This is a genomic window from Nocardioides furvisabuli (assembly GCF_021083185.1).
Classification (GTDB): Bacteria; Actinomycetota; Actinomycetes; order Propionibacteriales; family Nocardioidaceae; genus Nocardioides; species Nocardioides furvisabuli.
Genome location: NZ_JAIGQB010000003.1, coordinates 511,530 through 537,191, shown reverse-complemented (window position 1 = coordinate 537,191; position 25,662 = coordinate 511,530). Strand labels below are relative to the sequence as shown.

Annotated in this window: 25 protein-coding genes; 12 read left to right on the top strand and 13 right to left on the bottom strand. The window is 71.6% G+C overall.

From position 1 onward, the window contains the following. Nucleotides 1–870 (top strand): HpcH/HpaI aldolase/citrate lyase family protein, encoded by an 870-nt coding sequence (locus K4G59_RS08960; protein WP_231250614.1) that lies wholly within the window; start codon nt 1–3, stop codon nt 868–870. A 121-nt stretch (nt 871–991) separates the two neighbouring features. Further along, entirely contained in the window at nt 992–1,135 is a 144-nt protein-coding gene (locus tag K4G59_RS08955; RefSeq protein WP_175507317.1) for a hypothetical protein, read from the top strand. Nucleotides 1,136–1,233: 98 nt separating this feature from the next. On the opposite strand, the gene K4G59_RS08950 is transcribed toward K4G59_RS08955, so the two are convergent. The 4 genes from K4G59_RS08950 to hutH all read right to left on the bottom strand — a co-directional run bounded on the left by K4G59_RS08950 (nt 1,234) and on the right by hutH (nt 6,888). Then, on the bottom strand, nt 1,234–2,259 hold the full coding sequence (locus K4G59_RS08950; protein WP_231250613.1) for a M48 family metallopeptidase: 1,026 nt from the start codon (nt 2,257–2,259) through the stop codon (nt 1,234–1,236). 136 nt (nt 2,260–2,395) lie between these two features. Beyond that, nucleotides 2,396–3,523 carry a M14 family zinc carboxypeptidase gene (locus tag K4G59_RS08945; protein WP_231250612.1) on the bottom strand — a complete coding sequence of 376 codons (1,128 nt, stop codon included), beginning with the start codon at nt 3,521–3,523 and terminating at the stop codon, nt 2,396–2,398. Between the two features lie 108 nt (nt 3,524–3,631). Beyond that, entirely contained in the window at nt 3,632–5,329 is a 1,698-nt protein-coding gene (hutU, locus tag K4G59_RS08940) for a urocanate hydratase (protein ID WP_231250611.1), read from the bottom strand. Then, on the bottom strand, nt 5,326–6,888 hold the full coding sequence (hutH, locus tag K4G59_RS08935) for a histidine ammonia-lyase (protein ID WP_231250610.1): 1,563 nt from the start codon (nt 6,886–6,888) through the stop codon (nt 5,326–5,328). The genes hutU and hutH overlap by 4 nt, the downstream gene beginning before the upstream one ends. 189 nt (nt 6,889–7,077) lie before the next feature. Here hutH and K4G59_RS08930 point away from each other — a divergent pair, with 189 nt between their 5' ends. The 3 genes from K4G59_RS08930 to K4G59_RS08920 are packed head-to-tail and all read left to right on the top strand — an operon-like array spanning nt 7,078 to nt 8,897. After that, nucleotides 7,078–7,506, top strand: coding sequence for a hypothetical protein (locus K4G59_RS08930; protein ID WP_231250609.1), 429 nt, complete (start codon nt 7,078–7,080; stop codon nt 7,504–7,506). 52 nt (nt 7,507–7,558) lie between these two features. After that, nucleotides 7,559–8,101: a hypothetical protein gene (locus tag K4G59_RS08925; RefSeq protein ID WP_231250608.1), complete on the top strand. Its 543-nt coding sequence runs from the start codon at nt 7,559–7,561 to the stop codon at nt 8,099–8,101. A gap of 28 nt (nt 8,102–8,129) precedes the next feature. After that, nucleotides 8,130–8,897: an IclR family transcriptional regulator gene (locus K4G59_RS08920; protein WP_231250607.1), complete on the top strand. Its 768-nt coding sequence runs from the start codon at nt 8,130–8,132 to the stop codon at nt 8,895–8,897. Between the two features lie 45 nt (nt 8,898–8,942). Here K4G59_RS08920 and K4G59_RS20455 read toward each other — a convergent pair whose 3' ends face one another. The 4 genes from K4G59_RS20455 to K4G59_RS08900 are packed head-to-tail and all read right to left on the bottom strand — an operon-like array spanning nt 8,943 to nt 11,729. Then, complete coding sequence (locus tag K4G59_RS20455) at nt 8,943–9,584, bottom strand: TNT domain-containing protein (RefSeq protein WP_231250606.1); 642 nt, start codon at nt 9,582–9,584, stop codon at nt 8,943–8,945. Continuing rightward, nucleotides 9,577–9,912, bottom strand: a complete 336-nt coding sequence (locus tag K4G59_RS08910; protein ID WP_231250605.1) for a hypothetical protein — start codon at nt 9,910–9,912, stop codon at nt 9,577–9,579. Before K4G59_RS08910 ends, K4G59_RS20455 begins: the two co-directional genes overlap by 8 nt. A gap of 1 nt (nt 9,913) precedes the next feature. Continuing rightward, nucleotides 9,914–11,404 carry a TNT domain-containing protein gene (locus K4G59_RS20450; protein ID WP_231250604.1) on the bottom strand — a complete coding sequence of 497 codons (1,491 nt, stop codon included), beginning with the start codon at nt 11,402–11,404 and terminating at the stop codon, nt 9,914–9,916. A 1-nt stretch (nt 11,405) separates the two neighbouring features. Next, nucleotides 11,406–11,729 (bottom strand): hypothetical protein, encoded by a 324-nt coding sequence (locus tag K4G59_RS08900; protein ID WP_231250603.1) that lies wholly within the window; start codon nt 11,727–11,729, stop codon nt 11,406–11,408. 119 nt (nt 11,730–11,848) lie between these two features. On the opposite strand from K4G59_RS08900, the gene K4G59_RS08895 reads away from it, so the two are divergent. The 5 genes from K4G59_RS08895 to K4G59_RS08875 all read left to right on the top strand — a co-directional run bounded on the left by K4G59_RS08895 (nt 11,849) and on the right by K4G59_RS08875 (nt 16,299). Continuing rightward, nucleotides 11,849–12,166 (top strand): WXG100 family type VII secretion target, encoded by a 318-nt coding sequence (locus K4G59_RS08895; protein ID WP_231250602.1) that lies wholly within the window; start codon nt 11,849–11,851, stop codon nt 12,164–12,166. Next, a complete protein-coding gene (locus K4G59_RS08890; protein WP_231250601.1) occupies nt 12,163–12,459 on the top strand; it encodes a WXG100 family type VII secretion target in 297 nt (98 codons plus the stop codon). The genes K4G59_RS08895 and K4G59_RS08890 overlap by 4 nt, the downstream gene beginning before the upstream one ends. A 42-nt stretch (nt 12,460–12,501) precedes the next feature. After that, nucleotides 12,502–13,422: an ornithine cyclodeaminase family protein gene (locus K4G59_RS08885; protein WP_231250600.1), complete on the top strand. Its 921-nt coding sequence runs from the start codon at nt 12,502–12,504 to the stop codon at nt 13,420–13,422. Between the two features lie 130 nt (nt 13,423–13,552). Next, nucleotides 13,553–14,326, top strand: coding sequence for a 3-hydroxybutyrate dehydrogenase (locus tag K4G59_RS08880; protein WP_231250599.1), 774 nt, complete (start codon nt 13,553–13,555; stop codon nt 14,324–14,326). 104 nt (nt 14,327–14,430) lie between these two features. After that, a complete protein-coding gene (locus K4G59_RS08875; RefSeq protein WP_372461803.1) occupies nt 14,431–16,299 on the top strand; it encodes a helix-turn-helix domain-containing protein in 1,869 nt (622 codons plus the stop codon). A 27-nt stretch (nt 16,300–16,326) separates the two neighbouring features. Here K4G59_RS08875 and K4G59_RS08870 read toward each other — a convergent pair whose 3' ends face one another. From K4G59_RS08870 to K4G59_RS08850, 5 genes are all read right to left on the bottom strand, one after another. Further along, a complete protein-coding gene (locus tag K4G59_RS08870) occupies nt 16,327–17,352 on the bottom strand; it encodes a branched-chain amino acid ABC transporter permease (RefSeq protein ID WP_231250597.1) in 1,026 nt (341 codons plus the stop codon). Continuing rightward, the gene (locus K4G59_RS08865) at nt 17,349–18,221 is read right to left on the bottom strand and encodes a branched-chain amino acid ABC transporter permease (RefSeq protein WP_231250596.1); all 873 of its coding nucleotides are present in this window, start codon (nt 18,219–18,221) and stop codon (nt 17,349–17,351) included. Before K4G59_RS08865 ends, K4G59_RS08870 begins: the two co-directional genes overlap by 4 nt. Before the next feature lie 75 nt (nt 18,222–18,296). Continuing rightward, nucleotides 18,297–19,541, bottom strand: a complete 1,245-nt coding sequence (locus K4G59_RS08860) for an ABC transporter substrate-binding protein (protein WP_231250595.1) — start codon at nt 19,539–19,541, stop codon at nt 18,297–18,299. Nucleotides 19,542–19,626: 85 nt separating this feature from the next. Further along, nucleotides 19,627–20,334: an ABC transporter ATP-binding protein gene (locus tag K4G59_RS08855; protein WP_231250594.1), complete on the bottom strand. Its 708-nt coding sequence runs from the start codon at nt 20,332–20,334 to the stop codon at nt 19,627–19,629. Next, nucleotides 20,327–21,085 (bottom strand): ABC transporter ATP-binding protein, encoded by a 759-nt coding sequence (locus K4G59_RS08850; RefSeq protein ID WP_231250593.1) that lies wholly within the window; start codon nt 21,083–21,085, stop codon nt 20,327–20,329. Before K4G59_RS08850 ends, K4G59_RS08855 begins: the two co-directional genes overlap by 8 nt. 179 nt (nt 21,086–21,264) lie before the next feature. Between K4G59_RS08850 and K4G59_RS08845 the strand changes: the two genes are divergently transcribed. Continuing rightward, nucleotides 21,265–24,882 carry a (Fe-S)-binding protein gene (locus K4G59_RS08845; protein WP_231250592.1) on the top strand — a complete coding sequence of 1,206 codons (3,618 nt, stop codon included), beginning with the start codon at nt 21,265–21,267 and terminating at the stop codon, nt 24,880–24,882. A 150-nt stretch (nt 24,883–25,032) separates the two neighbouring features. After that, a complete protein-coding gene (locus tag K4G59_RS08840) occupies nt 25,033–25,584 on the top strand; it encodes a toxin-antitoxin system HicB family antitoxin (protein WP_231250591.1) in 552 nt (183 codons plus the stop codon). Nucleotides 25,585–25,662: the final 78 nt, after the last annotated feature.

Genomic DNA, 25,662 nt, shown 5'->3' with positions numbered 1-25,662 from the left:
ATGAGTGACTTCACCCCGCTCCGCTCCGTGCTCTACATGCCCGGCTCCAACGAGCGGGCACTGGAGAAGGCGAAGACGATCGCGTGCGACGGCCTGATCCTCGACCTCGAGGACGCCGTCGCCCCCGACGCCAAGCCCGCCGCCCGCGAGGCCGCGGCCGCAGCGGCCGCGAGCGGCGACTACGGACGCCGTACGGTCACCATCCGCGTCAACGGCATCGGCACCCAGTGGCACGACGACGACATCGTCGCCGCCAGCCAGGCCGGACCGGCCGCGATCGTGGTGCCCAAGGTCGGCAGCGCCGCCGAGGTCCGGCAGCTGGTCGCCGCGATGGAGGCGGCTGGAGCCCCGGACCACACGAAGCTGTGGGCGATGGTCGAGACGCCCGGCGCCATCCTCGACGCCCTCGCGATCGCGCGTGCGTCCGAGCGCCTCGGCGCCTTCGTGCTCGGCACGAACGACCTCGTCAAGGAGCTGTACGCCGAGCACGTGCCCGGTCGCGCGCCGATCCTGCCCAGCCTCCACACCGCGCTCCTCGCAGGGCGGGCGGCCGGCATCGCCGTGATCGACGGCGTCTACAACGACGTGAGGGACACCGAGGGCTTCCTCGCCGAGTGCGAGCAGGGCCGTCAGATGGGCTTCGACGGCAAGACCCTCGTCCACCCCGGCCAGGTCGAGGGCGCCAACGCCGCCTTCGCCCCCAGCGCGCAGGCGGTCGAGGACGCCCACGGCCTCATCGCGGCGTGGGAGGACGGGAAGGGCGCCGGTGTCGTCACCCACAACGGCAAGATGGTGGAGAACCTCCACGTCGAGTCGGCCCGCCGCACGCTCGCCATCGACGAAGCGGTCCGGGCGCTGGCCGCGGGGTGAGCCACGTCGGGGAGCGGACTGGACCGCCCACCCCTAGGGGCGGACCGACTTTCCTTTTTCGAGCCCCGACGCCACAGTGGACCGGCCGCCCACAGTGGGCTGCATACTAGGAGGCGAAAACATGATTGTCCTCGGACTGATCCTGCTCATCCTCGGGCTGCTGCTGCCCCAGAGCATCCTGACCACCATCGGCCTGATCCTGATCGTGGTCGGCCTGGTGCTCAACTTCGTCCCGATCGGCGGCTCGAGCCGGCGCGTCTGGTAGTTCCACCAGCCAGTCACGGACCCCGGTCGCCCCACGGCGACCGGGGTCCGCTGCGTCCGTCCCCGGAGCGCCAGGCGAGGCACCGGCCGGCGACTGCCTCAGGCGCCCTCGCCGCGACGGAACCGGTCGCCGAGCCACGTGCTCGCCGAGCCGACCCAGCCGGCGAGGTCGTGGACGAGGCGGCCGAGGGTGTCCTGGGTGCGCTCGAAGGCGACGGCGTAGCTCGCGGCCGCCTCCTGCGCGGCCTCACTGACCGAGGCCCCGTCGTCGTCGGCGCGACGCGGGTAGGTCCCACCGAGGACCGCGGTGTAGGCGCCGGAGTCGATCCAGCGACGGAGCTCGGTGGCCCGGACCACGGCGAAGGGGTGCGACTGCTGCTGCAGCAGGGAGAGCTTGATGAGCGACTCGCGGACGTCGCCGCCCTCGTCGTACTCCGCTCCCTGGGAGAGGAACGACGTCACGTCGAGCTCGTCGAGGGTGCCGCCGCTGGCGAGCTTCATGTGCGTGCGCAGCGCCGCGGTCGGGTCCTGCGCGGCGAGCAGTCCGGCGCGGTCGGCCGACAGCTCGGCCTTGCGCGACCACTCGAGCAGCCCGACGGTGACCATGCGGATGCCGATGGCGCCGCCGGGGATCGCGTTGAGCAGGCCGCCGAGGCCGAGCAGGCGCATCAGGAGCGTGCGGTAGACCGCGTGGCCGCTGATCGCGTGGCCCAGCTCGTGGCCGATGACGAAGCGGAGCTCGTCGTCGTCGAGGTGGTGCACCAGGCCCGACGACAGCACGATGGTCGGGCGGTCCATGCCGACGGTGATCGCGGTCAGCGTCGGGTCCGCCTGGACGTACATCTCGGGCAGGTCCGTGGCGTCGAGGCTGCGACCGACCTCGGCCAGCAGCCGGTGCAGCCGCGCGAACTGCCGCTCGTCGACCCGCACCGCGGAGCCGAGCAGCGTCAGGCGCCACGCCCGCTCGCGGAAGACCCCTGACATGGTCTTGAGCAGCACGTCGAAGCCCTTGAGCTTGCGCAGCGCGACCAGTGCGCCCTTGTCGGCGGGGTGCTCCCACGCCCGCGAGCTGATGTCCGTCAGCACGACGCGCGAGCGCGCCGGCTTCTTCTCCCCCGGTGCCATGGAGGGATCCTGACGCACGACGGGGCGAAAGTCAGCGGTTCGAAGGTCTCGGGTCGGCTCGCCGCCCAGTCAGCTGCCGTCCGTGGCACGACACGCTGCCGCCGAGGCCGCGGCGCGACCTCGGCGGCAGTGCCGCTCACTCGTGCGGGTCGGAGACGAACGGACCGCGTTCGCGGATCGTGTCCGCCGGCACCGTGTCGCGGGTCCACAGCGTGCCGTCAGCGGCGGCTCGGAGGATCGCCGTGCCGGCCACCTCGGTCTGCTTCGCGATCTTCCCGCTGCTGGCCTGGCCCATGTCGCCGCGTGCCTCGTAGAGCACCGACGCGGACCCGAGGAGCCCGTAGGCGTTCCGGGCGATACCGGGGAAGGTGGTGCTCGGGTAGCGGGTGATGTTGGCGTAGCCCTTGCCCTCCAGGGCGTCGAGCATCTCCGAGACCACCCTCTTGGAGTCCGTCACGACCCCGGCGAACTCGTCGCTGATGCCGAGGGCCTCCGCCTCCTCCTCCGCGTTCGGCCACATCACCGAACCGGTGATCATGCGGCCCTCGTCGTCGACGTAGGTCCCCTGGTGGTGGAAGTCCACGACGAGCCGCGGCTGCCGCTCGTCCCACAGCAGGCGCATCGCGACCGCCTCGGGCACCGGGTTGTTCGTGTCCGGACCGGGCTGGTAGGGGTGGTCGTAGGCGCTCTCGGCGTAGGAGTGGTATCGGTTGATGTCGTAGCCGCGGCCTGACTGGTAGAAGTTGCAGAACGCCGGGCAGGAGGTGTCGAAGTTCTGCCGCCACGGCGTCGTGTTGCCGGCCAGGTCGGTGACGTCGGCGTCGAAGCCGTCGACGTTGACGCGTGGGACGATCGTGACGGTCAGCGCGTCCCTGATCGCCTCGGCCTCCGCGGACCCACCTGCGAGTCCACGGATGACGCTGATCATGGCGTTGGAGACGATGTACTCGTTGCCGTGCTGGTTGGCGACGAACATGACGTCGGTGTCACCGTCGCCGATCGTCACGACCGGGATCTCCCGGCCGGTGTTGGAGGCCAGGGGTGCCGGGCTGAGGTCGAAGCTCCCCTTCGCGCGGCCCTCGATCGCCTCGAGGGTGCTCCAGAGCTGTTCGTAGCCGCGAATGGCGTTGGTGTTCTCCGGGCCCTGAGGCCACGGACCGCCCGGAACGGTGACCGGATCGGCGGTGGCGGGTGGCAGCAGGGCGAGGCTGAGCGGCAGGACTGCGGCGGCCGCTGCGGCGGCGAGCAGGCGTGGACGGATCACGGAAAACCTCCCGGTAGGTTCTGCGAGGGCTGGACTCCCATCCCACGCAAGCTCTTCCGGGGTGTCAACGCATCCCCGTCGGTAACCTCGAGCCGACCCTCGCGTGCCTCAGCCCTCGGCCATCGGGATCCGGACGCCTCGCTCGTGCGCGACCTCGACTGCGCGGTCGTAGCCCGCGTCGACGTGGCGGATCACGCCCATGCCCGGGTCGTTGGTCAGCACCCGCTCGATCTTCTCCGCCGCGAGATCGGTGCCGTCGGCGACCGTGACCTGGCCGGCGTGGAGCGAGCGGCCGATGCCGACGCCGCCGCCGTGGTGGAACGAGACCCAGGTGGCGCCGGAGGCGGTGTTGACCAGCGCGTTGAGGATCGCCCAGTCGGCGATGGCGTCGGAGCCGTCGAGCATCGCCTCGGTCTCGCGGTAGGGCGAGGCGACCGAGCCGCAGTCGAGGTGGTCGCGACCGATGACGATCGGGGCCTTCAGCTCGCCGCTGGCGACCATCTCGTTGAACTTCAGCCCCGCGCGGTGGCGGTCGCCGTGGCCCAGCCAGCAGATCCGGGCCGGCAGGCCCTGGAACTGCACCCGCTCGGCGGCCATGTCGAGCCAACGGTGCAGCCGGGCGTACTCCGGCTTCTCGTCGGCCGGGAAGAGCTCCTTGATGGCGCGGTCGGTCGCGGCGATGTCGGCGGGGTCGCCGGACAGCGCGGCCCAGCGGAACGGGCCCTTGCCCTCGCAGAAGAGCGGACGGATGTAGGCAGGGACGAAGCCGGGGAACTCGAACGCCCGGTCGTAGCCGCCCTTGCGGGCCTCGTCGCGGATCGAGTTGCCGTAGTCGAACACCTCGGCGCCGGCGTCCTGGAACTCGACCATCGCCCGCACGTGCGTGGCCATGGACTCCTGCGCGCGCTTGGTGAAGCCGCGCGGGTCCTCGGTCCGCTCGCGCTCCCAGTCGTCGTACGCCGTCCCGGCGGGGAGGTAGAAGAGCGGATCGTGCGCGGAGGTCTGGTCGGTCACGATGTCGACCAGCGGACCGTCGCCCGCCCCGGCCCGCGCGAGGTGCCGCTCGAGCAGCTCGGGCAGCACCTCGGCCGCGTTGCCGAGCAGGCCGATCGACAGGCCGCGGCGCTGGTCGCGGGCCTCCAGCGCGAGCTCGATCGCGTGGTCGAGGTCGCGGGCCTGGACGTCGAGGTAGCGCGTCTCGAGACGGCGGTCGATGCGGTGCTGGTCGCACTCGACGCAGATCGCGACGCCGTCGTTCATCGTCACCGCGAGCGGCTGCGCACCACCCATGCCCCCCAGACCGGCGGTGACGGTGACGGTGCCGGCGAGCGACCCCCCGAAGCGCAGGTCCGCGATCGCGGCGAAGGTCTCGAAGGTGCCCTGGAGGATCCCCTGCGTGCCGATGTAGATCCACGAGCCGGCCGTCATCTGGCCGTACATCGTGAGCCCGAGGTCCTCGAGGCGGCGGAACTCCTCCCAGTCGGCCCAGTCGCCGACGAGGTTGGAATTGGCGATCAGCACCCGCGGCGCCCACGCGTGGGTGCGCATGATGCCGACCGGCTTGCCGGACTGCACGAGCAGCGTCTCGTCGTCCTCGAGGTCGCGCAGCGAGCGGACGATGGCGTCGTACGCCTCCCAGCTGCGCGCCGCCCTGCCGGTGCCGCCGTAGACGACCAGGTCCTCGGGGCGTTCGGCGTTGTCGGGGTCGAGGTTGTTCATCAACATGCGCAGCGGCGCCTCGGTCTGCCACGACTTGGCGGTCAGCTCGGTGCCGGTGGCGGCGTGGACGGGCAGTCTGTCGTTCACTGGAGTTCTCCGATCACGGACTCGGCGGCGGCGAGGACCGCGCCGGACTGGACGAGGCCGACGGCGGCCTCGATCTCGGGCGAGAGGTGGCGGTCGGGCCCCGGGCCCTGGATGCCCGAGGACCGCAGGAGGTCGACGACCGCCCCGGTGGCGGGCGACGGGGTCAACGGCGCGCGCAGGTCGAGCGCGCGGGCGGCGGTGAGCACCTCGACGGCGACCACGCGCGAGAGGCCGTCGACCGAGCGGCGCAGCTTGCGGGCGGCGTTCCAGCCCATCGAGACATGGTCCTCCTGCATGGCGCTGGAGGGGATGGAGTCGACGGACGCCGGCACTGCGAGCCGCTTGAGCTCGGAGACGATCGAGGCCTGGGTGTACTGCGCGATCATGTGCCCGCTGTCCACCCCGGGGTCGTCGGCCAGGAAGGGCGGCAGGCCGTGGCTGCGGGCCCGGTCGAGGAAGCGGTCCGTACGCCGCTCGCTGATGGAGGCCACGTCGGCGGCGACGATCGCGAGGAAGTCGAGCACGTAGCCGACCGGGGCGCCGTGGAAGTTGCCGTTCGACTCCACACGGTCGCCCATGACGACCGGGTTGTCGACGGCGCTGGCCAGCTCGCGGCCGGCGACCGTGGCAGCGTGCTCGACGGTGTCGCGGGCGGCGCCGTGCACCTGCGGCGAGCAGCGCAGGGAGTAGGCGTCCTGCACCCGGTTGCACTCCACCGAGTTGTCCGGCCCGGTGCGGTGCGAGGCCACGATCGCGGAGCCGGCCATCAGCGCGGTGAGGTTCGCCGCCGACTGTGCCTGTCCGGGGTGCGGGCGGATGGCCTGCAGCTCGGGTGCGAAGACCCGGTCGGTGCCGAGCTGGCCCTCGACGCTCATCGCGGCCGCGACGTCGGCGGTGCGCAGCAGCATCCGCAGGTCGGTGATCGCCATGACCAGCATGCCGAGCATGCCGTCGGTGCCGTTGATGAGGGCCAGGCCCTCCTTGGCCGCGAGCTCGACCGGGGCGAGGCCGGCGGCGGCGAGGGCGTCGGCCGCCGGCACGAGGGTGCCGGACGCGTCGCGCACCTCGCCCTCGCCCATCAGCGCCAGCGCGCAGTGCGACAGCGGCGCGAGGTCGCCCGAGCACCCGAGCGAGCCGTACTCCCGCACCACCGGCGTGATGCCGTGGGTGAGCAGGTCGGCCAGCAGCTGCGCGGTCTCACGGCGTACGCCGGTGCGTCCCGTCGCCAGCGTCGAGAGGCGCAGCAGCATCAGCGCCCGGACGACCTCCCGCTCGACCTCCGGTCCGGACCCGGCGGCGTGCGAGCGGACGAGCGAGCGCTGGAGCTGGGCGCGCATCTCGGTCGGGATGTGGCGGGTGGCGAGGGCGCCGAAGCCGGTGCTGACACCGTACGTCGGCGTCTCCCCGGCAGCGAGCGCCTCGACGACGTCGCGGGCGCGGTCGACGGCTGCGAGCGCCTCGCCGGTGAGCTCGACGGCGGCCCCGTCGCGGGCGACCCGCACGAGGTCCTCGAAGGAGACGGGACCGACGCCCACCCGGGTGGCCTGGATGCTCTGCATGCTCGCCATCCAACTCCCGGCGAACGGTCGGGCGACACCCCCTCCGGAGCCCGAGTGTCTCGGATATCAGACTCCCGGGACGCCCACCGACCCACCCGTACGGATGACGTCCACGAGCGCGCACCCGCGAGGTGTGCCACGGTGAACGACGGGGGACCCGTCCGGGGTCTCCCGAGGAGGAGGAACGCCATGGGTACGACCGGTTGGATCATCGTCGTGGTCGTCGTCCTGGTCGCGGTGGCGCTCGCCGCCTGGCTGGTGACGCAGCAGCGGAAGAAGAAGCAGCACCAGCACGCCGAGCACCTGCGCGAGGAGGCGCACACGCACGCGTCGGAGATCCCCGAGGCGCAGGTGCGTGCCCAGGAGACCGCCGCACAGGCCGAGCGGGCCCGGCTGGAGGCGGAGCGCGCCCAGCAGGAGGCGCGCGAGGCCGAGGTCGCGGCCACCCAGCAGCAGGCCGTGACCGAGGACAAGATGCGGACCGCCGACGCCGTCGACCCGCGTGTCGACACCTCGTCGACGGACTACACCCCGGACCCGAGCACCGACGCGAGCACGCCCCCGGCGGACGGTTCGGGGCGGCACCGCGGTGACGCCGGGGAGACGCCCCGCACCTGACGCGGCGAGGTGCCAGACTGGTGCCCCGTCGTCGTCGTGAAGAAGGAAGACCGTGACCACGTTCATCGTCATCGCCGTCATCGTCCTGGTCGTGCTGGCCGTGGCGTTCGTCGTGATCCAGCGCAAGAACCGCGAGGCCAACATCGAGCGCGCCGACCAGCTGCGCACGAAGGCCGCCACCGAGGCGCAGGCCACCATCGCACCCGCACAGGACCGTGCGGCGACCGCCGAGGCGGAGGCCGCCGAGGCACGCGCCATCGCCGAGAAGGCCGAGGCGGAGGCGGAGGCCGCCCGGATCGAGGCCCAGCAGGTCGAGGCCTCCCACGAGGCCCAGGTCCGTGCAGCCGACCGTCTCGACCCGCGCGTCGACCACAAGTCCGACGACTACGCACCCCAGGTCGCCGGCACCGTCGACCAGCAGCCGACACCGCCGGCAGAGGTGAACGCCGAGACCTCCACCGAGACCGCCACCGACACCTCCCCCGCCCCCGGGCTCCCGCGCCGCACCCCGGGCGCGCAGGAGATGCCGGGCAAGCCGATCGCGACCGACGGCTCGGGCGGCTGGTTCACCCGCAAGGACAGCGAGCAGTCCTGACGGCGACCCGCCGCACCTCGGTCCGCCGGTGAGCCAGGTCCCCGCCGCCACCCGCACCCTGCGGGTTCTGCGGTTCCTCGCGACCCAGGCAGACCCGGTGCCGCTCGACCGGATCGTGCGCGCCTGCGACCTCCCCCGCAGCACGGCCTACCACCTGCTCAACACGATGATCGACGAGGGTTTCGTCGTGCACCTGCCCGACGAGCACCGCTACGGCCTCGGCGTCGCCGCCTTCGAGGTCGGCAGCGGCTTCACCCGCCAGGAACCGCTGGCACGGCTCGCGCGCCGCCCGCTCGCCGAGCTGGTCGACCGGACCGGGCACGGGGCGCACCTCGCGGTGCTCCACGGTCGCGACGTGCTCTACGTCGTCGAGGAGCGCGCGCCCGGTCGTCCGCCCCTGGTCACCGACGTCGGCGTACGCCTGCCCGCCCACCTCACCGCGTCCGGGCGCACCATCCTCGCCGCGCTCCCGGCCAGCCAGGTGCGGGCGCTCTACCCCGACCGCAGCGCCTTCGTCGACCGGCACGGCAAGGGACCGACGTCCCTCAGCGCCCTGCGCACGCTCCTCACCGAGACCCGCCAGCGCGGGCACGCCACCGAGGACGGCGAGGTGACTCCCGGCCTGCAGAGCGTCGCGGTGGCCGTGCTCGACCACAACGCGCACCCGGTCGCCGGCGTGGCGGTGACCTTCCCGAGCGACGAAGGTGCCGACGTGGCCGACATCGCCGCAGCCGTCGCGGCGACCGCCTCCCGGTTGAGCCGGCGCGTCAGGGGCCCGGCCTCGCGATCCTCGTGACCTCCGGCAGCCGCACACCGTCGACCTCACCAGCCGGGGGGAAGGTCACGCGCGTACGTCGCGGCCGAGGTCCAGCGGGACGAGCACTGCCTGGTCGACGTACCACCGGATCGGCCTGTCCAGGACGACCATCGCGCCGCCGCCGGGCTGCTCGAACCAGGGAGCCGCTCGTCCCTCCATGACCGCGTCCGGCAGCTCCTGGGCCACGACGAACGCGAAGTAGGGACTCCCCACCCGCGACGGCGGCTCGGACCGCTGGTCGAACGGGGTCCCGAGGGCGAACAGGTGGTGCTCGGTCTCCGCCCCGTAGGCGTCCAGGAGGTCTCCCGGGAGGAGGCCGGTAGGGCCGGCCGCGCGTCCGCGCTCCTCGGTCCGAGCGACGACGCCGGCTGCCGTGCGCGCACCGGCTTCGATCTCGGAGGCCTCGAGCCGACGCCCCAGGGGCGGCAGCGGGCTGCTCGCGAGCCGCACCGCGAGCGCCACGGCGTCCTCGAGGGTCCACAGGGCCTCGTAGGCGCGGAAGGCACCCCGTCCGGTCGCACCGACCACGAACTGCTCTCCGAAGGGGACGATGGACCACGTGTCGGCGGGCGGCGCCGGCGCGCCCGGGGCAGGCGGCGGGGCGAGGACGACGGCGTCGGGAGCCAGTCCCTTCTCGCGCAGGGCGCTGTCCAGCGGCTCAGTCACGTCCGGCCTCCAGACGGGCGAGCGTCTCAGCCGCGCGCGCCTGCATCCGCTCCCGGATGGCGGCCCGCTCGTCGGCGTCGATGGTGCGCGTCGGGCGCAGGAGGCGCCGACGGAGCTCGACCACGACGTCGGACTCGGAGTCGAACTCCTCCACGCGGTCGTCGTCGCGGGTCCGCCCCAGCTGGCGCAGGACGACACCGTCGACCGAGGCCTCGCTGACGTAGGTGCCCTCGTCCCACAACGTCACGTCGGTGCCGCGCTGCACCTGGGAGGGGTCGATCCCTGCGGCGGCGAGCTCGGCGCGCAGGTCGTCGATGGTGTCCGCCATGTCAGTCCAGCTTCCTGAGGTAACCGTTCTCGACGTACCAGCTCATGGGCTCGTCGAACATGTACTGGACGCCGCCGCCCGGCTGCTCGAACCACGGGGCGATCTTGCCCTCGGTGACCGACTCGGGCAGGGGCTTGAGCACCTCGTACTGCGTGTAGTCGCTCCCCACGCTACTCGGCGGCAGTGCCCGCTGGTCGAAGAGAGTACCCGAGGGGGAGGCGTACGCACCGTCGGCGGGGCCGTAGCGGTCCAGCACGTCGCCGGGCTCGGCGCTGTTGGGCTGGGGAGGGCCGTCGAAGCCGTCCTTGAATCCGTGCTCCTCGGTCGGCCAGCGCCACCCACCCTCGCCGTCGCGAGCCGCGGGGTTCCAGTAGCGGTCGTGGAAGTCCTGCTCCCCGAGCCCCCCGTAGCGGTCGTAGCCGTCGGGGTAGTTCTCGCTGCCGGGGACCCCGTCGTCGAGCGGCCTGCCACGTGACCAGTCGGTGACGTCGTCGAGGTCGACGTGGCGCAGGTCGCCGAGGTCGTCGAGGTTGTCGAGCCGGTTGAGGTCGCCCAACCCGTCGAGCACGTCCATGCCGCCCTTGGCTCCCCGGGTCGCGAGGGCTCCGGCGCCTGCGGTGGCGACAGCCGCCACCGCGTCGGGCACGAGGTGGCCGATCGCGCGGGCGGGGTCGTCGGCCCAGGTGTCCCAGTCCAGCAGGCTCTTCCCGAGCTCCTTGCCGAAGCCGACCGGGTCGGTGGTGAGGCCGGTGTAGATGCCGTGGGCCATGTCGACGGCGTTCTCCACGTCGAGCTCGTAGGTCTTGGCCAGCTCCTCCGGCGTGAGGTCGCCGGTGGCCAGCTTGTGGGCGTCGATCACCAGGTTGACCGGGCTGAACGGCACCATCGTCAGCAGGTCCCAGACCGCCTCGCCGGCGCCCTCGAAGATGCCGCCGACGAACTTCAGGCCCGACTCGAGCCAGTTGGGCTCCTCGGGGGCGTCGGCGCAGCCTGCCCGGACCTCCCCCGCGCACACGTGAGCCGCGTTGTCGAGGTCGGCGCGGACCGCCTGCATCGCCCGCAGCGCCTCCTGCTGGATCGGCTCGCCCCAGTCGACGAACGGCTCGGCCTGGTCGGTGCCGCCGCTGCTCCAGTAGGCACGCATCCGGCCCATGTAGGAGTCGTACTGGGTGCGTGCACTCTCCGACTCGCGCTGACCGCGCTCGTGCTCGGCCTTCGCCTCCGCCGCGCGCCGTTGTGCGTCCTCGAGCACGCCGGCGTACGCCGTGAGGCCGGCGGCGGCCTTCCTGAAGCCGTTGCCGGCCTTGATCCAGCGGTCCGGCTCGAGGTCGTGCGCCTCGCGGAACTCGTCCGCGGCCCGGCCGGTCCAGCCGGACACGTCGATCTTCGACAGCGCGTCACCGGTGTCGTAGAAGAGCTGGCCCTTCTGCTCCATCAGCACGGCCCTGGAGCGGATGACGCCGGGGTTGCCCTCGACCTCGAAGTCCGGCACGTCACATCACCTTGGTGGCGGCGATGGTGCCTGTGAGGGCCGAGAGGGCGTCGTGGCCGGCCTTGTCGGTCTCGAAGTAGTTCATCGCGATCTTGCCGAGGCGACCGGCCATCTCCTCCACGTCGTGGCAGAGGTTGTTCACGCCCTCCTCCCAGCGACCCTTGAACTCGTCGAGGGCACCCCAGACCACGTCGCTGCCGACGTCGCCCTTGCCGGGGACGAGGTCCTCGACGTCCTTGTCCTTGAAGAGCTGGACGGTCTCGCTGAGCCCCTGGGCGGCCTGGCCCATGCTCTCGAGGTCGACCTCGAAGTCGTACGACGGCATGGGCTCCCGATTCCCCCGGGGACCGCTGCTCAAACCGTTCCGTCCAGGCGGACCGGTGTGTGAGATCGCCGCGCACGGGGTAGGAAGGTCGCGATCGACCCGAGCGAGAGGGGGCGGCCGTGGCCGTCGGACTTGTCTACTCCGAGATGCAGGCGGCGGCGCAGGCCGTCGCCGACGCGGTGGAGCCGTTGCAGCAGACCCTGCAGGCGCTGGGCGCCACCATCGAGACCGAGGCCGGCAAGGGCTTCAGCGGCCAGGCCGCCGCGGGCTTCGGAGAGGCGGTCAACGCGTGGTTCGACGTCGCGATCACGCTCGGCCCGATCCTCGACGGCTACGCGCAGAGCCTGATGTACGTCGCCCAGGAGCACGCCACCAACGACGTGGCCCAGGCGGAGCGCTCGGGCCAGCTCGCCGACCGGCTGGGTGGTTCCCGGTGACCCGCGGCCTCGTCGTGCACCAGGGCTCGCTGTCGACGCTGGAGTCCGCGCTCGCCGATGCCACCGAGCAGATCACCGCCCAGATCGGCGACCTCCTCGAGCAGGTCGAGTCGCTCACGCCGGGCTGGGACGAGACCAGCGAGTCGCACCTCGCGCACGTCGAGCACCAGCAGAAGCTGCGCGACGGCGTCACCCGGCTCACCGAGGCGCTGGACCAGGTCAGGACGAAGCTCGCGACCCACCGCGAGGACGCCCGCGAGACCGAGGTCGAGAACGTCGCGATCGTGAACTGAGCCGCGGACCCGGGGCACACCCGTCGCACCTACGATGCGTCGGTGAACCCGCTCACCTGGCTCGGCGCCGACGCCGTGCGACGCCTGCTGCCCAGCCTCGACGACCAGCTCGACCTGGTCGCTGACACCTACGTCGCCGCCTCGCGGGGGCGGATCGAGCTGCCACCCAAGCCAGGCCTCCACCCCCGTGAGGACTCCTTCCTCAACGCCATGCCCGCCTGGCTGATGGACCGCGACGTGGTCGCGATGAAGTGGGTCGCCTCCTATCCCGCCAACCCCGCCCGCCAGCTGCCGGCCATCACCGGGCTGATCGTCGTCAACGACCCGGACACCGGCGCGCCCGAGGTGGTGATGGACGCCGGGGAGATCACGGCCATCCGCACGGCGGTCGCGAGCGGCGTCGCCGTACGCCACCTTGCCCATCCGGGCTGGCGGCGCGTGGCGATCCTCGGTTACGGCGCCCAGGGCCGCGCCCACGCCGCCGTGCTGCGTCACCTCCGACCCGACGCCGAGGTCGTCGTGTGGAGTCCGCGACTCCGCGAGCCCATCGACGGCGTGGAGGTCGCCACCGATCCGCGTGCCGCGGTCAGCGGGGCCGACGTCGTCGTCACCAGCGGCCCGATGCCGCGCTCGGCCCAGCCGACCATCGACGTGGACTGGCTCCAGGAGGCATGCCTGGTGTTGCCGGTCGACTACGACGCGCGGGTCCGGGCCGAGGTCTCGTCGGCCGCCGACACCTTCCACGTCGACGACGTCGCGCAGTTCGAGTCGTTCCGCTCACGCGGGTCGTTCGCGCAGTGGGCACGGCCCCACGGCTCGCTGGGACACGCGCTCTCCACAGAGCCGACGGGGCGCCTCCGGCTCGTGTGCAGCCTCGGGGTGGGCTCCATCGATGCCGTCATCGCCGGCGCCGTGCGCGACCGGGAGCGGGTGGCACGCATCGGCGTGCCGCTCCCTCGCTAGCACCCGAGCGGCGCGACCAACAGGTCGGGCCCACACGTCGCGCTCTGATCCGTGGTCCACATAGGTAGGCGCAGAAGTGTGTGTCGCTTCGCCATCTGCACCCCTGTAGCCCGACCGTAGTTTCGTCCCCATGTCTTCCGCTGGCCCCACCGCGCCGCCACCTCATCTCGGCGGTCGCAGGGCTTTGGTGACAGGCGGCGCGAGCGGGATCGGCGCCGCGGTGGCGTGCCGGCTCGCCGCTGCGGGCGCCCACGTCGTGGTGGCCGACGTCGACGCTGCCGGGGCGCAGGGCGTGGCGGAGCGGATCGGTGGTGAGGCCTGGGCCGTCGACCTGTCCGACCTCCCGGGCCTGCGGGAGCTGCGCCTCGACGTGGACATCGTGGTCAACAACGCCGGGATCCAGCACGTCAGCCCCGTCCACGAGTTCGACCCTGAGCGCTTCTCCTTGATCCTCCGGCTGATGCTCGAGGCACCGTTCCTGCTCACCCGTGCCGCGCTGCCCGCCATGTACGCCCGGGGCTGGGGCCGCATCATCAACATCTCCAGCGCCCACGGCCTGCGGGCGAGCGCGTTCAAGTCGGCCTACGTCTCGGCCAAGCACGGCCTCGAGGGCCTCTCCAAGGTCGTGGCCCTGGAGGCCGCCGAGCACGGGGTGACCAGCAACTGCATCAACCCCGGCTACGTCCGCACGCCGCTGGTCGAGAAGCAGGTGGCCGACCAGGCGCGGGTGCACGACCTCTCCGAGAAGGACGTGCTGTCGCGCGTGCTGCTCAAGAACTCCGCCATCAAGCGCCTCATCGAGCCCGAGGAGGTGGCCGCGGCCGCGGCCTACCTGTGCTCGGACGACGCTGCCTACATGACCGGCACCAACATGGTGCTCGACGGAGGCTGGTCGGCGCGATGATGCCGCCCGGGGCACGGCCGGACGCGCCGGCGACGCCCCCTGGGCCGGGCCGGCTGCCGGCCACCAGGGACGGCGCGCTCGCGCTCACGCCGCCATCGGTCACAATGCAAGGCGTGACCGGAGCGGAGTTCCTCGAGCTGCTGGCCCGCGAGGCGGCGCCCGTGGAGTTCGAGGCGCCCGTGCTGGCGGCGCGTGCAGCGAGCGCCGACGGCGAGACCCTGGTCGCCCTCGAGCACGCCAAGCGGCTTGCCCTGCAGGTGCGCGGCGTGCTGGAGTCACGCCGTCGCCGCGAGGCCGAGCTGTCCGCGCTCTACGAGACCGCAAGCGACCTGGCTGCCCTCACCGACCTCGACGACCTGCTCGGCGCGATCGTGCGGCGCGCTCGGGCACTGCTGCAGAGCGACATGGCCTACCTCTCACTCAACGACGACGAGCAGGGCGACACCTACATGAGGGTCACCGAGGGCAGCACCTCGGCGGCCTTCCGCCAGGTGAGGCTGCCGATGGGAGCCGGGCTCGGCGGTCTCGTCGCCCAGACGGCGATGCCCTACACGACGCCTTCCTACTTCGAGGACGAGCGCTTCGTGCACACCGGCGGCATCGACTCGGCGGTTGCCGACGAGGGCCTGACGTCCATCCTGGGTGTACCCCTGACCCTGGGCACCCGCGTGATCGGCGTGCTCTACGCCGCCAACCGCGAGGTGCGCCCATTCACCCGCGCCGACACCGCGCTCCTCGTCTCGCTGGCCGCCCACGCCGCGATCGCCATCGACAACGCCAGGTTGCTCGCGGAGACGCAGAGCGCGCTGGCCGAGCTGAAGGTGACGAGCGAGCAGCTGCGGGTGCGCAGCGTGAGCGTGGAGCGCGCTGCCGCTGCGCACGACCGGCTCACCGCGCTGCTGGTGCGCGGCGGCGGCGTCGACGACGTCCTGGCCGTCGTGGCCGAGGTGCTCGCAGGCGAGGTCACGGTCCTGGGGACGTCGACCTCGGTCCTCGCCTCGACCCGCGGCGAGGTGGGTCTCACCGCCGACGAGCGTGCAGTCTTCGCCGAAGCCGCCGCGTCCAGCCGGACCGTCGACGGGCCCGGTCTCGCCGTGGCACCCGTCCTGGCCGGCAGCGAGCTGCTCGGCAGCCTCGGCCTGCACCGCGCCACCCGGCTCGACGAGGCAGATCGGCGCATCCTCGAGCGTGCCGCACTGGTGACGGCCCTCCTGCTCCTGTTCCGTCGCAACGTCGCCGAGGCCGAGGGTCGGGTGCGCAGCGAGCTCCTGCAGGACCTGCTGACCGCCGCCCGCGACCCCGACGACCTGCGCGACCGCGCGCGGCGCCTCGGCGCCGACCTCGACCGCGACCACCTGGTCGTGGTGGCCGACGTCGCGGGCGACCGCGCCCGCATCGCCGAGGCGGCCAGCCACCTCGCGGCTCGGGTCGACGGGTTCGCCGCGATGCACCGAGGTCGCTTGGTCCTGCTCCTGCCCGGTGCCGACCACGAGGCGGTCGCGAAGCTGGTGAGCGGCGCGTTGCGCGGCGTCTCGGACCCCTGGACCGCCGGCACCGCCGGACCGGTCTCCGACCCTCGTGACGTCGCCGCCACGCACGACGAGTCCCGCCGGGTGACCGAGGCGCTCCTGGCGCTCGGCCGCACCGGTGAGTGCGCGCGCGCCGAGGACCTCGGCTTCGTCGGTCTGGTCGTCGGGGGCGGGCCGGACGTGAGCGGCTTCGTGCAGAGCGTCCTCGGCCCGGTCATCGCCTACGACGCCGAGCGCGGCACCGCCCTGGTCGAGACGTTGGCGGCCTACTTCCGCCACGGCAACAACCTGGGGCGCACCAAGGACGACCTGCACGTCCACGTCAACACCGTGAGCCAGCGGCTGGACCGCATCGGCGTCCTGCTCGGTGCCGGCTGGCAGGAGCCGGACCGCCAGCTCGAGGTCCAGCTGGCGCTGCGGCTGCACAGGCTCTCCGACGCCTGAGCGCTCTCGAGCGAGGCGGTCGACCACTCAGCCCCGGCGGCCCGCCGACCGCGTCGACCGGCTGCTCACGAGATGGGCCACCGTGCCCCAGATGCCTCGACGGAAGAGCAGCACCACGATCACGAACACCGAGCCGGTGACGATGCCGATCCCCTCGAAGCCGGAGGAGGCCATGTAGTCCTCGAGCTGGACGATGAAGCCCGCCCCAACTGCGCCGCCCCACAGGGTGCCGATGCCTCCCAGGACAGTCATCAGCACGACCTTGCCGGACGTGGTCCAGTTGACCTCCTGCAGCGACACGAAGCCGTGGCTGATCGCGAAGAGGCCACCGGCGAGCCCGGCCAGTCCGGCCGAGAGGACGAAGGCGATGACCTTGTACCTCTCGACGTCATAGCCGAGCGCGCGAGCGCGGGGCGAGTTGTCCCGGATGGCCACGAGCACGCGGCCGAACGGCGAGTGGACGATCCGCCAGGCGGCCCACATGCCGAGCAGGATCATCGGCAGGGCGGCATAGTAGAAGTAGAACGCCTCCGTCTCGACCGCCTCGATGCCGAAGAACGTCTTGGGCACCGCCTGGAGGCCGTTCTCGCCTCCAGTGACGTCTCGCCACTGGTTGGCGATGAAGTAGATCATCTGGGCGAAGGCCAGCGTCACCATCGCGAAGTAGATGCCCGTGGCGCGCACCGAGAGATAGCCGATGGGCACCGCGATCGTCATCGCGAACAGCATGCCGGCGAGCACCGCGAGCGGGAACGGCACCCCGTAGTGCACCGCCACCAGCCCGGTCGCGTAGGCCGAACCACCCCAGAACGCAGCGTGACCGAAGGAGAGCAGTCCGCAGTAGCCCAGCAGGATGTCGAGCGCGATCGCGAAGAGCGCCCAGCACAGGATGTCCATCGCGATCGGCGGGTAGACGAACCACGGCAGCGCCACGGCGACCGCCAGGCCGGCGGCGAGCAGCAGCCACCGGAGCGGGGACCTGCCGTGCCCCTCGCCCCGATCGGAGGGGAGGTCGAAGTGGGCCGTGTCGGCGTCGGTCGTCAGGTTGCTCATCGGGCGGTTTCCTCTCGGCCGAACAGGCCGGCCGGGCGGACCAGCACGACGACTGCCATCAGGACGAAGATCAGGATCTGGGCGAAGGTCGGTGCGTAGGCCTGGCCGAATGCCTCGACGAGACCCACCAGGAAGCCGGCCACGACCGCTCCGAGGATCGAGCCGAGGCCGCCGATCACGACGACGGCGAACAGGATGATGATGAAGTTGCTGCCCATGTCGGCGGTGATGGCACGGAACGGCGCCGCGAGCACGCCTGCCAGCCCGGCCAGGGCGATGCCGAACCCGAACACCGGGGTCACCCAGCGCCCGACGTTGATGCCGAGCGCCTGGGCGAGGTCGGAGCGCTCGGTCGAAGCACGCACGATCATCCCGATGCGGGTGCGCGTCATCAGCATCCACACCAGCACGCAGACCAGCAGCGAGAAGACGAAGACGAAGACTTGGTAGGTCGGCAGCCGCAGGGCGCCCAGCTCGATCTGCCCGCGCAGCACGTCAGGACGTTCGTAGGGCAGGCCGGAGACGCCGTAGCGGCGCTTGACCAGGTCGACCAGCAGCAGCGTCAGGCCGAAGGTCAGCAGGAAGTTGTAGAGCGGGTCGAGCGCCAGGAGCCAGCGCACCAGCGTCCGCTCGATCAGCACCCCGAAGGCGAACATGATCAGGGGCACGACGAGCAGCGCCGGCCAGAAGCCCAGCCCGACCGTGTCGAGCAGGACCGCCGCGACGACGGCGCCGAGCATGTAGCAGGCGCCGTGCGCGAAGTTCACGACGCCCAGGACGCCGAAGATGATGGCCAGACCGAGCGCCGACAGCGCATAGAAGCTACCGGCGGCGAGCCCCTGGATCGTGTACTGCAGGACTTCGTTCATGACTTCCTCGACGGCTTGGGGTGGAGACGGGAGACGTGCGGGTGGGCGTCCGGTGGACGCCCACCCGGGCGTCGGTCACATCTCGCAGCCGGACTCCTCCACGGGGCGGAAGGCGTCGGCTGCCGGGATGGTCGCCACGATCTCCTCGTAGTCCCAGTCCTCCTCGACCTCGTCGGGGGACTTGACCTTGGCGAGGTAGGCGTCGTGGATCACGCGGTGATCCTCGGCACGGACCTCACCGTTGCGGAGGAACACGTCCTCGGCCTGGAGCCCCTCGAGCTCCTCGACCACGGCGTCGGACTCGTCGGTCTCGGCGCGCTGGACGGCCTCGAGGTACTGCAGGGCCGCTGAGTAGTTTGCCGCGTGGGCGAACGACGGACGGGTGCCGGTCTCCTCGAGGAAACGGTCCGCCCAGGCGCGAGCCTCGTCGTCCATGTTCCAGTACCACGCCTCGGTGAACTGGGTTCCGGCGAACTGCTCGACTCCGAGGGAGTGGATGTCGGTGATGAACATCAGGCCCACGGCGAGGCTGATGCCACGGTCGGCGTAGCCACCCTCGTTGAACTGCTTGACGAGGTTGATGAGGTCACCGCCGGCCTGCATGGTGCCGATGACGTCGGGGTCCTTGGCCGCGGCCTTGGTCAGGAATGTGGCGAAGTTGTCGTTGGGGAACGGCGTCGCGATCGATCCGTCCACCGAACCCCCCGCACCCTCGACCGCGGCGGTGAAGGACTTCTCCATGTCCTGGCCGAAGGCGTAGTCGGGATAGATGATCTGCCAGTTCTTGCCGCCGCCCTCGGTCACCGCGGTGCCCGTGCCGTTGGCGAGCATGTAGGTGTCGTAGGCCCAGTGGAAGGTGTACTTGTTGCACTGAGCACCGGTGAGCTCGGTGGTCGCGGCGCCGACGTTGAGGAAGAGCTTCTTCTTCGTCTTGGCCTGGTTCGCGACGGCGAGGGCGGCCGAGGAGGTCGGCACGTCGAGGATGACGTCGGCGTTCTCGCGGTCGTAGAGCTCCTGGGCCTTGGTGTTGGCCACGTCGGGCTCGTTCTGGTGATCGGCCGAGACGACCTCGATGTTGTCGGTCACGGCGTCGTCGCCGTGCTCCTCCTTGAAGTCGGCGATCGCCATCTCGACGGCCTTGACGCTGTTGGGACCCGACAGGTCCTTGTAGACACCGGACTGGTCGTTGAGCACCGCCAGCACGATCGAGTCGTCGGAGATGGCGCCACTGTCGGCGCCGGGGCCCCCCTGGCCGCAGGCCGCGAGGAGCATTGCTCCTGCGGAGGCCACGGCCACCTTTGCCGCTGTGTTCCTCTTCATCGGTTCCTTCTCTCTGTGCTGGCTGACGTGTCGTTGTGGTGAGCTGCGGATCTGACCGCGGCCCAGGAGTGCGGGCGTGCCCGACTCACATGCCGAGGTGCTGGAGGAGCTCTGCCTGGCGTGCGGAGAACTCGGCGTTGTCCAGGCTCTCGACCACGGAGCCCTGGGCCAGCAGGTAGTGGCGGTCGGCGACGGTGGCGGCGAACTTCACGTTCTGCTCGATGAGCAGGACCGTGCCGCCCGACTCCTTGACCTGACGGATGATGTCGCCGATCTGACGGACGATCACCGGGGCCAGGCCCTCGGTCGGCTCGTCGAGCAGCAACATCCGGGCACCGGTGCGGAGCACCCGAGCGATCGCGAGCATCTGCTGCTCGCCGCCGGACAAGGTGGTGCCCCCCGCCCTGCGGCGATCGGCCAGCACCGGGAAGGCCTCGTAGACCTTGTCGAGCGCCCAGGCCCGGTCGGAGACCACCGGCGGCAGGAGGAGGTTCTCCTCGACGGTCAGGCTCGCGTAGACACCGCGGTCGTCCTGCACCCAGCCGAGCCCGGCCCGCGCCCGCTTGTGAGCCGGGGTGCGCACGATGTCGCGGCCCTCGAAGAGCAGCTCGCCGGTCACCTGCCGGTGCAACCCCATCACGGATCGCAGCAGCGTGGTCTTGCCGGCTCCGTTGCGTCCCACGAGGGTGACGACCTCGCCCTCGGCGACAGTGAGGTCCACCCCGCGTAGCGCCTGCGCCTCGCCGTAGAACGCGTCGAGGCCCCTGATCTCCAGCATGGGTGCCTCAGGCATGGTCGGCCTCTCCCAGGTAGGCGGTGACGACCCGCTCGTCGTTGCGGACCTCGTCGTAGGTGCCCTCGGCCAGCACCGTGCCGGCCTGCAGGACCGTGACCCGGTCCGCCAGGCTGCCCACGACGTGCATGTTGTGGTCGACGAACACGACCGTGCGACCTGTGGCGATGCGGCGTACGAGCTCGATGGTGCGATCGATGTCCTCCATCCCCATGCCGGCGGTGGGCTCGTCGAGCAGGAGCACCCTGGGGTCGAGCGCCGACACGAGCGCCATCTCGAGCGCACGCTTCTGTCCGTAGGCCAGGAGGCCGGCGGGGCGATGCGCCATCGACGTCAGACCCACCTCCTCGACCAGTTCCTCGGCACGGGGCCGGAACTTGTGCATCGATCGGTGGGAGCGCCAGAAGCTGTAGCCCTCGCTGGTCATGCCCTGCAGGGCGAGCTCGACGTGCTCGATCGGCGTGAGGTTCTCGAACAGACTGGTGATCTGGAAGGAGCGGGCGACACCGAGGTGGGCGATCTGCTCGGGCTGGAGACCGGTGATGTCCCGGCCGAAGAGCGCGATGCGTCCGGCGGAGACCCCCAGGAATCCGCTCAGCAGGTTGAACAGGGTGGTCTTGCCGGCACCGTTGGGGCCGACGAGCGCGTGGATGCTGCCCTCGGCCACCTCGAGGTCGACGGTGTCGACGGCGCGAAAGCCCCGGAAGTCCTTGCACAGGCCGGAGGTCCGGAGAGCTGGTTGAGTCGGCACGGGAGTGACGCTAAGGAGGGTCCCGTGGTCCCCCAATGGTGACCTGAGCCACAAACCGCGCCCGCGGTGTGGTGTGGGCCACCACCCGGATGTGCGCGCCCAGTCCCAACTTACCAACCAGTAGGATCTTTCTCACCCGGGCGCCGCTGCCACGGCGGCGCGCCGCGGCCTAGGCTCCGATGCGTCACGCCCCCCACGAGGAGCAGTTCATGCAGATCTTCGCGATCGTCGTCTCGCTCGCCCTGACCGCCGTCGCTGTGGCCATGCTGGTCCCGGCCGTACGCCGCATGCTCGGCGTGATCCGCGCAGGCCAGCCGGCCCCGGGTCGCAGCGAGAACCCCGGCGGCCGCGCCGTGACGATGCTGAAGGAGACGTTCCTCCACACCCGGATGCTCCAGTGGCACTGGGTCGGCATCATGCACTGGTTCGTCTACGCGGCGTTCCTCTTCCTCAGCACAGCCGTGCTGGCGGCGTACTTCCAGCTCTTCGAGCCGTCCTTCGCCTGGCCGCTCATCGGCCACTGGTACCCCTACGAGTGGTTCAGCGAGCTCATCGGCCTGCTCAGCACGGTCGGCATCGTCTACCTGATCATCTACCGCCAGAAGCACCACCCGCGCTCCGAGGGCCGCCGCAGCCGCTTCTTCGGCTCCAACTTCTGGCAGGCCTACTTCGTCGAGGCGCTCGCCCTGCTCGAGGGCGCGGCGATCCTCTTCGTCCGCGCCGCGGAGTGGAAGCTCGACGAGGACGCCGGTCGCAGCCACTACCCGATCGCCTCGTGGATCGGCGACGCGATCTACCCGAACGACGTCCAGACCCTCGAGAACCTCATCTACGGCATCGCGGCCTTCAAGATCTCGCTGGCGATGGTCTGGCTGATGGTGATCGCCCGCAACATCACCATGGGCATCGCCTGGCACCGCTTCACCGCGTGGTTCAACATCTACTTCAAGCGCGAGTCCGACGGCAGCACCGCCCTCGGCGCCATGAAGCCGCTGATGTCCGACGGCAAGGCCGTCACCCTCGACGACATCGACGACCTCGACGAGGACTCGGTGCTCGGCGTCGGCAAGGTCGAGGACTTCTCCTGGAAGGGCATCCTCGACTTCACCACCTGCACCGAGTGCGGCCGCTGCCAGTCCCAGTGCCCCGCCTGGAACACCGAGAAGCCCCTCTCGCCCAAGCTCCTCATCACCGCCCTGCGCGACCACGCGTACGCCAAGCACGACGGGGACCCGGCCCACGCCGAGCGCGAGCTGGTCGGCGTCGGCTCCAAGGGCGAGAGCGGCGGCACGGCCGGCGCCGACGTCCTCGACTACTTCTACAACCCCGAGGACGCGCCCTTCGTCATCGACGAGGACGTGCTGTGGAGCTGCACCTCGTGCGGCGCCTGCGTCCAGCAGTGCCCCGTCGACATCGAGCACGTCGACCACATCATGGACATGCGCCGCTACCAGCTGCTGGTGGAGTCGAACTTCCCCGCCGAGCTGAACCAGCTCTTCAAGGGCCTGGAGAACAAGGGCAACCCGTGGAACATGTCGAGCACCGCTCGCATGGACTGGGCCAAGGGCCTCGACTTCGACGTCCCGGTCGTCGGCGAGGACCTGGAGTCCCTGGAGTCGGTGGACTGGCTGTTCTGGGTCGGCTGCGCCGGGGCGTACGAGGACCGCGCGAAGAAGACCACGCGTGCGGTGGCCGAGCTGCTCGACATGGCCGGCATCTCCTTCGGCGTCCTCGGCAACGGTGAGACCTGCACCGGCGACCCCGCCCGCCGCGCCGGCAACGAGTTCGTCTTCCAGGGCCTGGCCCAGCAGAACGTCGAGACGTTCAAGGAGTACAAGGTCAAGAAGGTCGTCTCGACCTGCGCCCACTGCTTCAACACGCTCAAGAACGAGTACAAGGACTTCGGCATCGAGCTCGAGGTCGTCCACCACACCCAGCTCCTCAACCGCCTGGTGCGCGAGGGCAGGCTGACGCCCGTCACCGACGGCGCGGGTGCGGCGAAGCGCTCGATCACCTACCACGACCCGTGCTACCTCGGCCGCCACAACCAGGTCTACTCCCCGCCGCGCGAGCTGCTCCAGGTCCTGCCGGGCGCCGAGTTCGTCGAGATGGAGCGCAACTCCGAGAAGTCCTTCTGCTGCGGTGCCGGCGGCGCACGCATGTGGATGGAGGAGAACACCGGCGAGCGGATCAACATGAACCGCACCAAGGAGGCCGTGGGCACCGGCGCCGACCAGATCGCCGTCGGCTGCCCCTTCTGCCGCGTGATGCTCTCCGACGGCCTCACGATGCAGCAGAGCAAGGGTGAGGCGCGCGAGGAGGTCGAGGTCCTCGACGTCGCGCAGATGCTGCTGGCCTCGGTGAAGGGCGAGCAGGCGACCAAGGCAGCCCCTGGTTCCTCCGCCGCGGCCGCTCCCGCCGCTGCGAGTGCCGCCGCCACGGACGTGGCCACCAAGGACGAGCCGGAGGCCGGGGACGTCACCGTCACCGACGACACCGTCACCGAGACCGCCGACGTCGGCCCCGCCGCCAAGGCGTCGGGTGGCTCGTCGCTCTTCGACACGCCTGCCCCCGAGGAGCCCGCTCCCGCGAAGCCGGCACCCGCGAAGCCCGTCGAGTCGGGTTCGCTCTTCGACACTCCTGCACCCGAGCCCGAGCCCGAGCCCACCACCGAGGCCACCGTCGAGGCTGAGTCCCCCAGCGACTCGACGGCGAGTGCGCCCGCCGAGGCCCCCGCCTCGACCGATCTCGGCGCGAGCGGATCCCTCTTCGACCTCGGCACCCCCAGCGAGCCGGAGGCCGCAGCCGCAGAGCCCGCCGTCGCCGTTGAGTCTCCCAGCGACTCAACCCCCAGCGCGCCCGCCGAGACCCCCGCCACGACCACCGACCTCGGCGGCGGATCGCTCTTCGACATCGCCGCGCCCGAGCCGACGGAGCCGAAGGTCGCTGAGCCGACGTCAGCCGCGCCCGAGGTCTCGGCCGAGCCCGACGCGAAGGCCGAGCCGGAGCCCGCTCCGGTCGCCGAGGCCGAGCCGGAGCAGCCGGTCGCGGCTGCGCCCGAGGCGCCGGCAGGAGCTGCCCCGGCGTCGGGCGGCACGGCGTCCACTCCGACCACCGACGCCGACCTGTCGAGCCTCGGCTCGCTGTTCGACCTCGAGGCCCCGGCCACGGCCCCGGCGCCCGCCGCCAGCGCACCCGCGCCGGTTGCTGAGCCCGAGCCGCAGCCGGAGCCGGCGGAGCCCCAGGCCGAGCCCGAGGCCGAGCCCGAGCCGGTCGCCTCCGAGGAGCCCGCACCTGCCGCGCCGGCCGCCCCGGCGCCCAGCGGCGCGACCTCGACCCCGACCACCGACGTCGACATCTCCGGCCTCGGCTCGCTGTTCGACCTCGAGGCCCCGGCCACGACCACGGCGCCCGCCGCCAGCGCACCCGCGGTCGCGGAGCCTGAGACGGAGCCGACGGCGTCGGAGCCGGAGCCGGAAGCCGAGCCCGAGCCGGAGCCGGAGACGGCGGCACCCAGCTCACCGCCGAGCGGCGCCGACCTCAGCCGGGCGGCGACCTTCGCCGACCCCGAGGACTCCGCACCGACGGTCGAGCCTGCGGCGCAGACTGCCGCCGAGGCGGCCCCCGCCGACGACCCGGAGACGGTGCTCGACGCGGACGACGCGTCGGCGGACGAGCCGGCAGCCGAGGAGTCGACGGAGCCCGAGAAGGAGCCGGCACCGTCCACGGACGGTCCGGCCCACACGCCGCGCACGGACGCCGACATCAGCGGTTCGGGCTCGCTCTTCGACCTCTGATCCTCGCCCCGCGTCATACGAACCTGCACCCATCGGTGCGGGTTCGTAGGACGTCCGGGCCGCGGGCCCGCCGAGCGTGACGTCACGCCGATGCCAGGTGACGTCATCTCACCATTGCAATGACACCATGGTGATGTCACGATGGTGCACATGGACATCACGCCGTACGTCGACTCCCTCCGCCGCGACCTCGTCGCCGCGGCCGAGGCGGGCGGCGAGGAGCTCAAGCAGGCCGCCGAGCGCCTGGCCTACGCCCTCGACCCGAGCGCTCGCCTCGCACTGATGGAGGCGATCTCCCACGCCGCGGCCGAGATCACCGCCGAGCTGCCCGACGGCAGCGTCGACGTACGCCTCGTGGGTCGCGAGCTCGACTTCGTCGTCGAGGTCGCCCCGCCGAGCGCCGTCCCGGCCCCGCCTCCCCCTCCGGCGGCCCCGGCGCCGCCGGAGGACGAGGACGGCGACCTGGCCCGGATCACGCTGCGCATCCCCGAGGCCGTCAAGGCCCGGGCCGAAGAACGGGCCGCGGCCGCTGGGCAGAGCCTCAACACCTGGCTGGTCGGGGTCGTGCGCGCCGCGTCCAACGACCACGCGATCAACATCGACGTCGACCTCAGCAGCATCCCGTTCGTCGGCTACGACCCGTTCGCGGCGACCAGGAGGCAGGGGCAGGGCAACGCCAGGCGGATGACCGGCTGGCTCTGACCAGCGGGTCCACCCCAACTCACCCACGACACCGCACCACAGCGGACCGGCACCGGCCGGCCCGTCGGACGAGCACAC

Bases quoted from the DNA above. Each gene is read 5' to 3' on its own strand.
- K4G59_RS08960 (WP_231250614.1), top strand. From the start codon at position 1: ATGAGTGACTTCACCCCGCTCCGCTCCGTGCTCTACATGCCCGGCTCC.
- K4G59_RS08880 (WP_231250599.1), top strand. From the start codon at position 13,553: ATGTCTTCCGCTGGCCCCACCGCGCCGCCACCTCATCTCGGCGGTCGC.
- K4G59_RS08955 (WP_175507317.1), top strand. From the start codon at position 992: ATGATTGTCCTCGGACTGATCCTGCTCATCCTCGGGCTGCTGCTGCCC.
- K4G59_RS08930 (WP_231250609.1), top strand. From the start codon at position 7,078: ATGGGTACGACCGGTTGGATCATCGTCGTGGTCGTCGTCCTGGTCGCG.
- K4G59_RS08910 (WP_231250605.1), bottom strand. From the start codon at position 9,912: ATGGCGGACACCATCGACGACCTGCGCGCCGAGCTCGCCGCCGCAGGG.
- K4G59_RS08900 (WP_231250603.1), bottom strand. From the start codon at position 11,729: ATGCCGTCGTACGACTTCGAGGTCGACCTCGAGAGCATGGGCCAGGCC.
- K4G59_RS08860 (WP_231250595.1), bottom strand. From the start codon at position 19,541: ATGAAGAGGAACACAGCGGCAAAGGTGGCCGTGGCCTCCGCAGGAGCA.
- hutH (WP_231250610.1), bottom strand. From the start codon at position 6,888: ATGCAGAGCATCCAGGCCACCCGGGTGGGCGTCGGTCCCGTCTCCTTC.
- K4G59_RS08950 (WP_231250613.1), bottom strand. From the start codon at position 2,259: ATGGCACCGGGGGAGAAGAAGCCGGCGCGCTCGCGCGTCGTGCTGACG.
- K4G59_RS08875 (WP_372461803.1), top strand. From the start codon at position 14,431: ATGCAAGGCGTGACCGGAGCGGAGTTCCTCGAGCTGCTGGCCCGCGAG.
- K4G59_RS08840 (WP_231250591.1), top strand. From the start codon at position 25,033: ATGGACATCACGCCGTACGTCGACTCCCTCCGCCGCGACCTCGTCGCC.
- K4G59_RS08870 (WP_231250597.1), bottom strand. From the start codon at position 17,352: ATGAGCAACCTGACGACCGACGCCGACACGGCCCACTTCGACCTCCCC.
- K4G59_RS08855 (WP_231250594.1), bottom strand. From the start codon at position 20,334: ATGCCTGAGGCACCCATGCTGGAGATCAGGGGCCTCGACGCGTTCTAC.
- K4G59_RS08865 (WP_231250596.1), bottom strand. From the start codon at position 18,221: ATGAACGAAGTCCTGCAGTACACGATCCAGGGGCTCGCCGCCGGTAGC.
- K4G59_RS08845 (WP_231250592.1), top strand. From the start codon at position 21,265: ATGCGTCACGCCCCCCACGAGGAGCAGTTCATGCAGATCTTCGCGATC.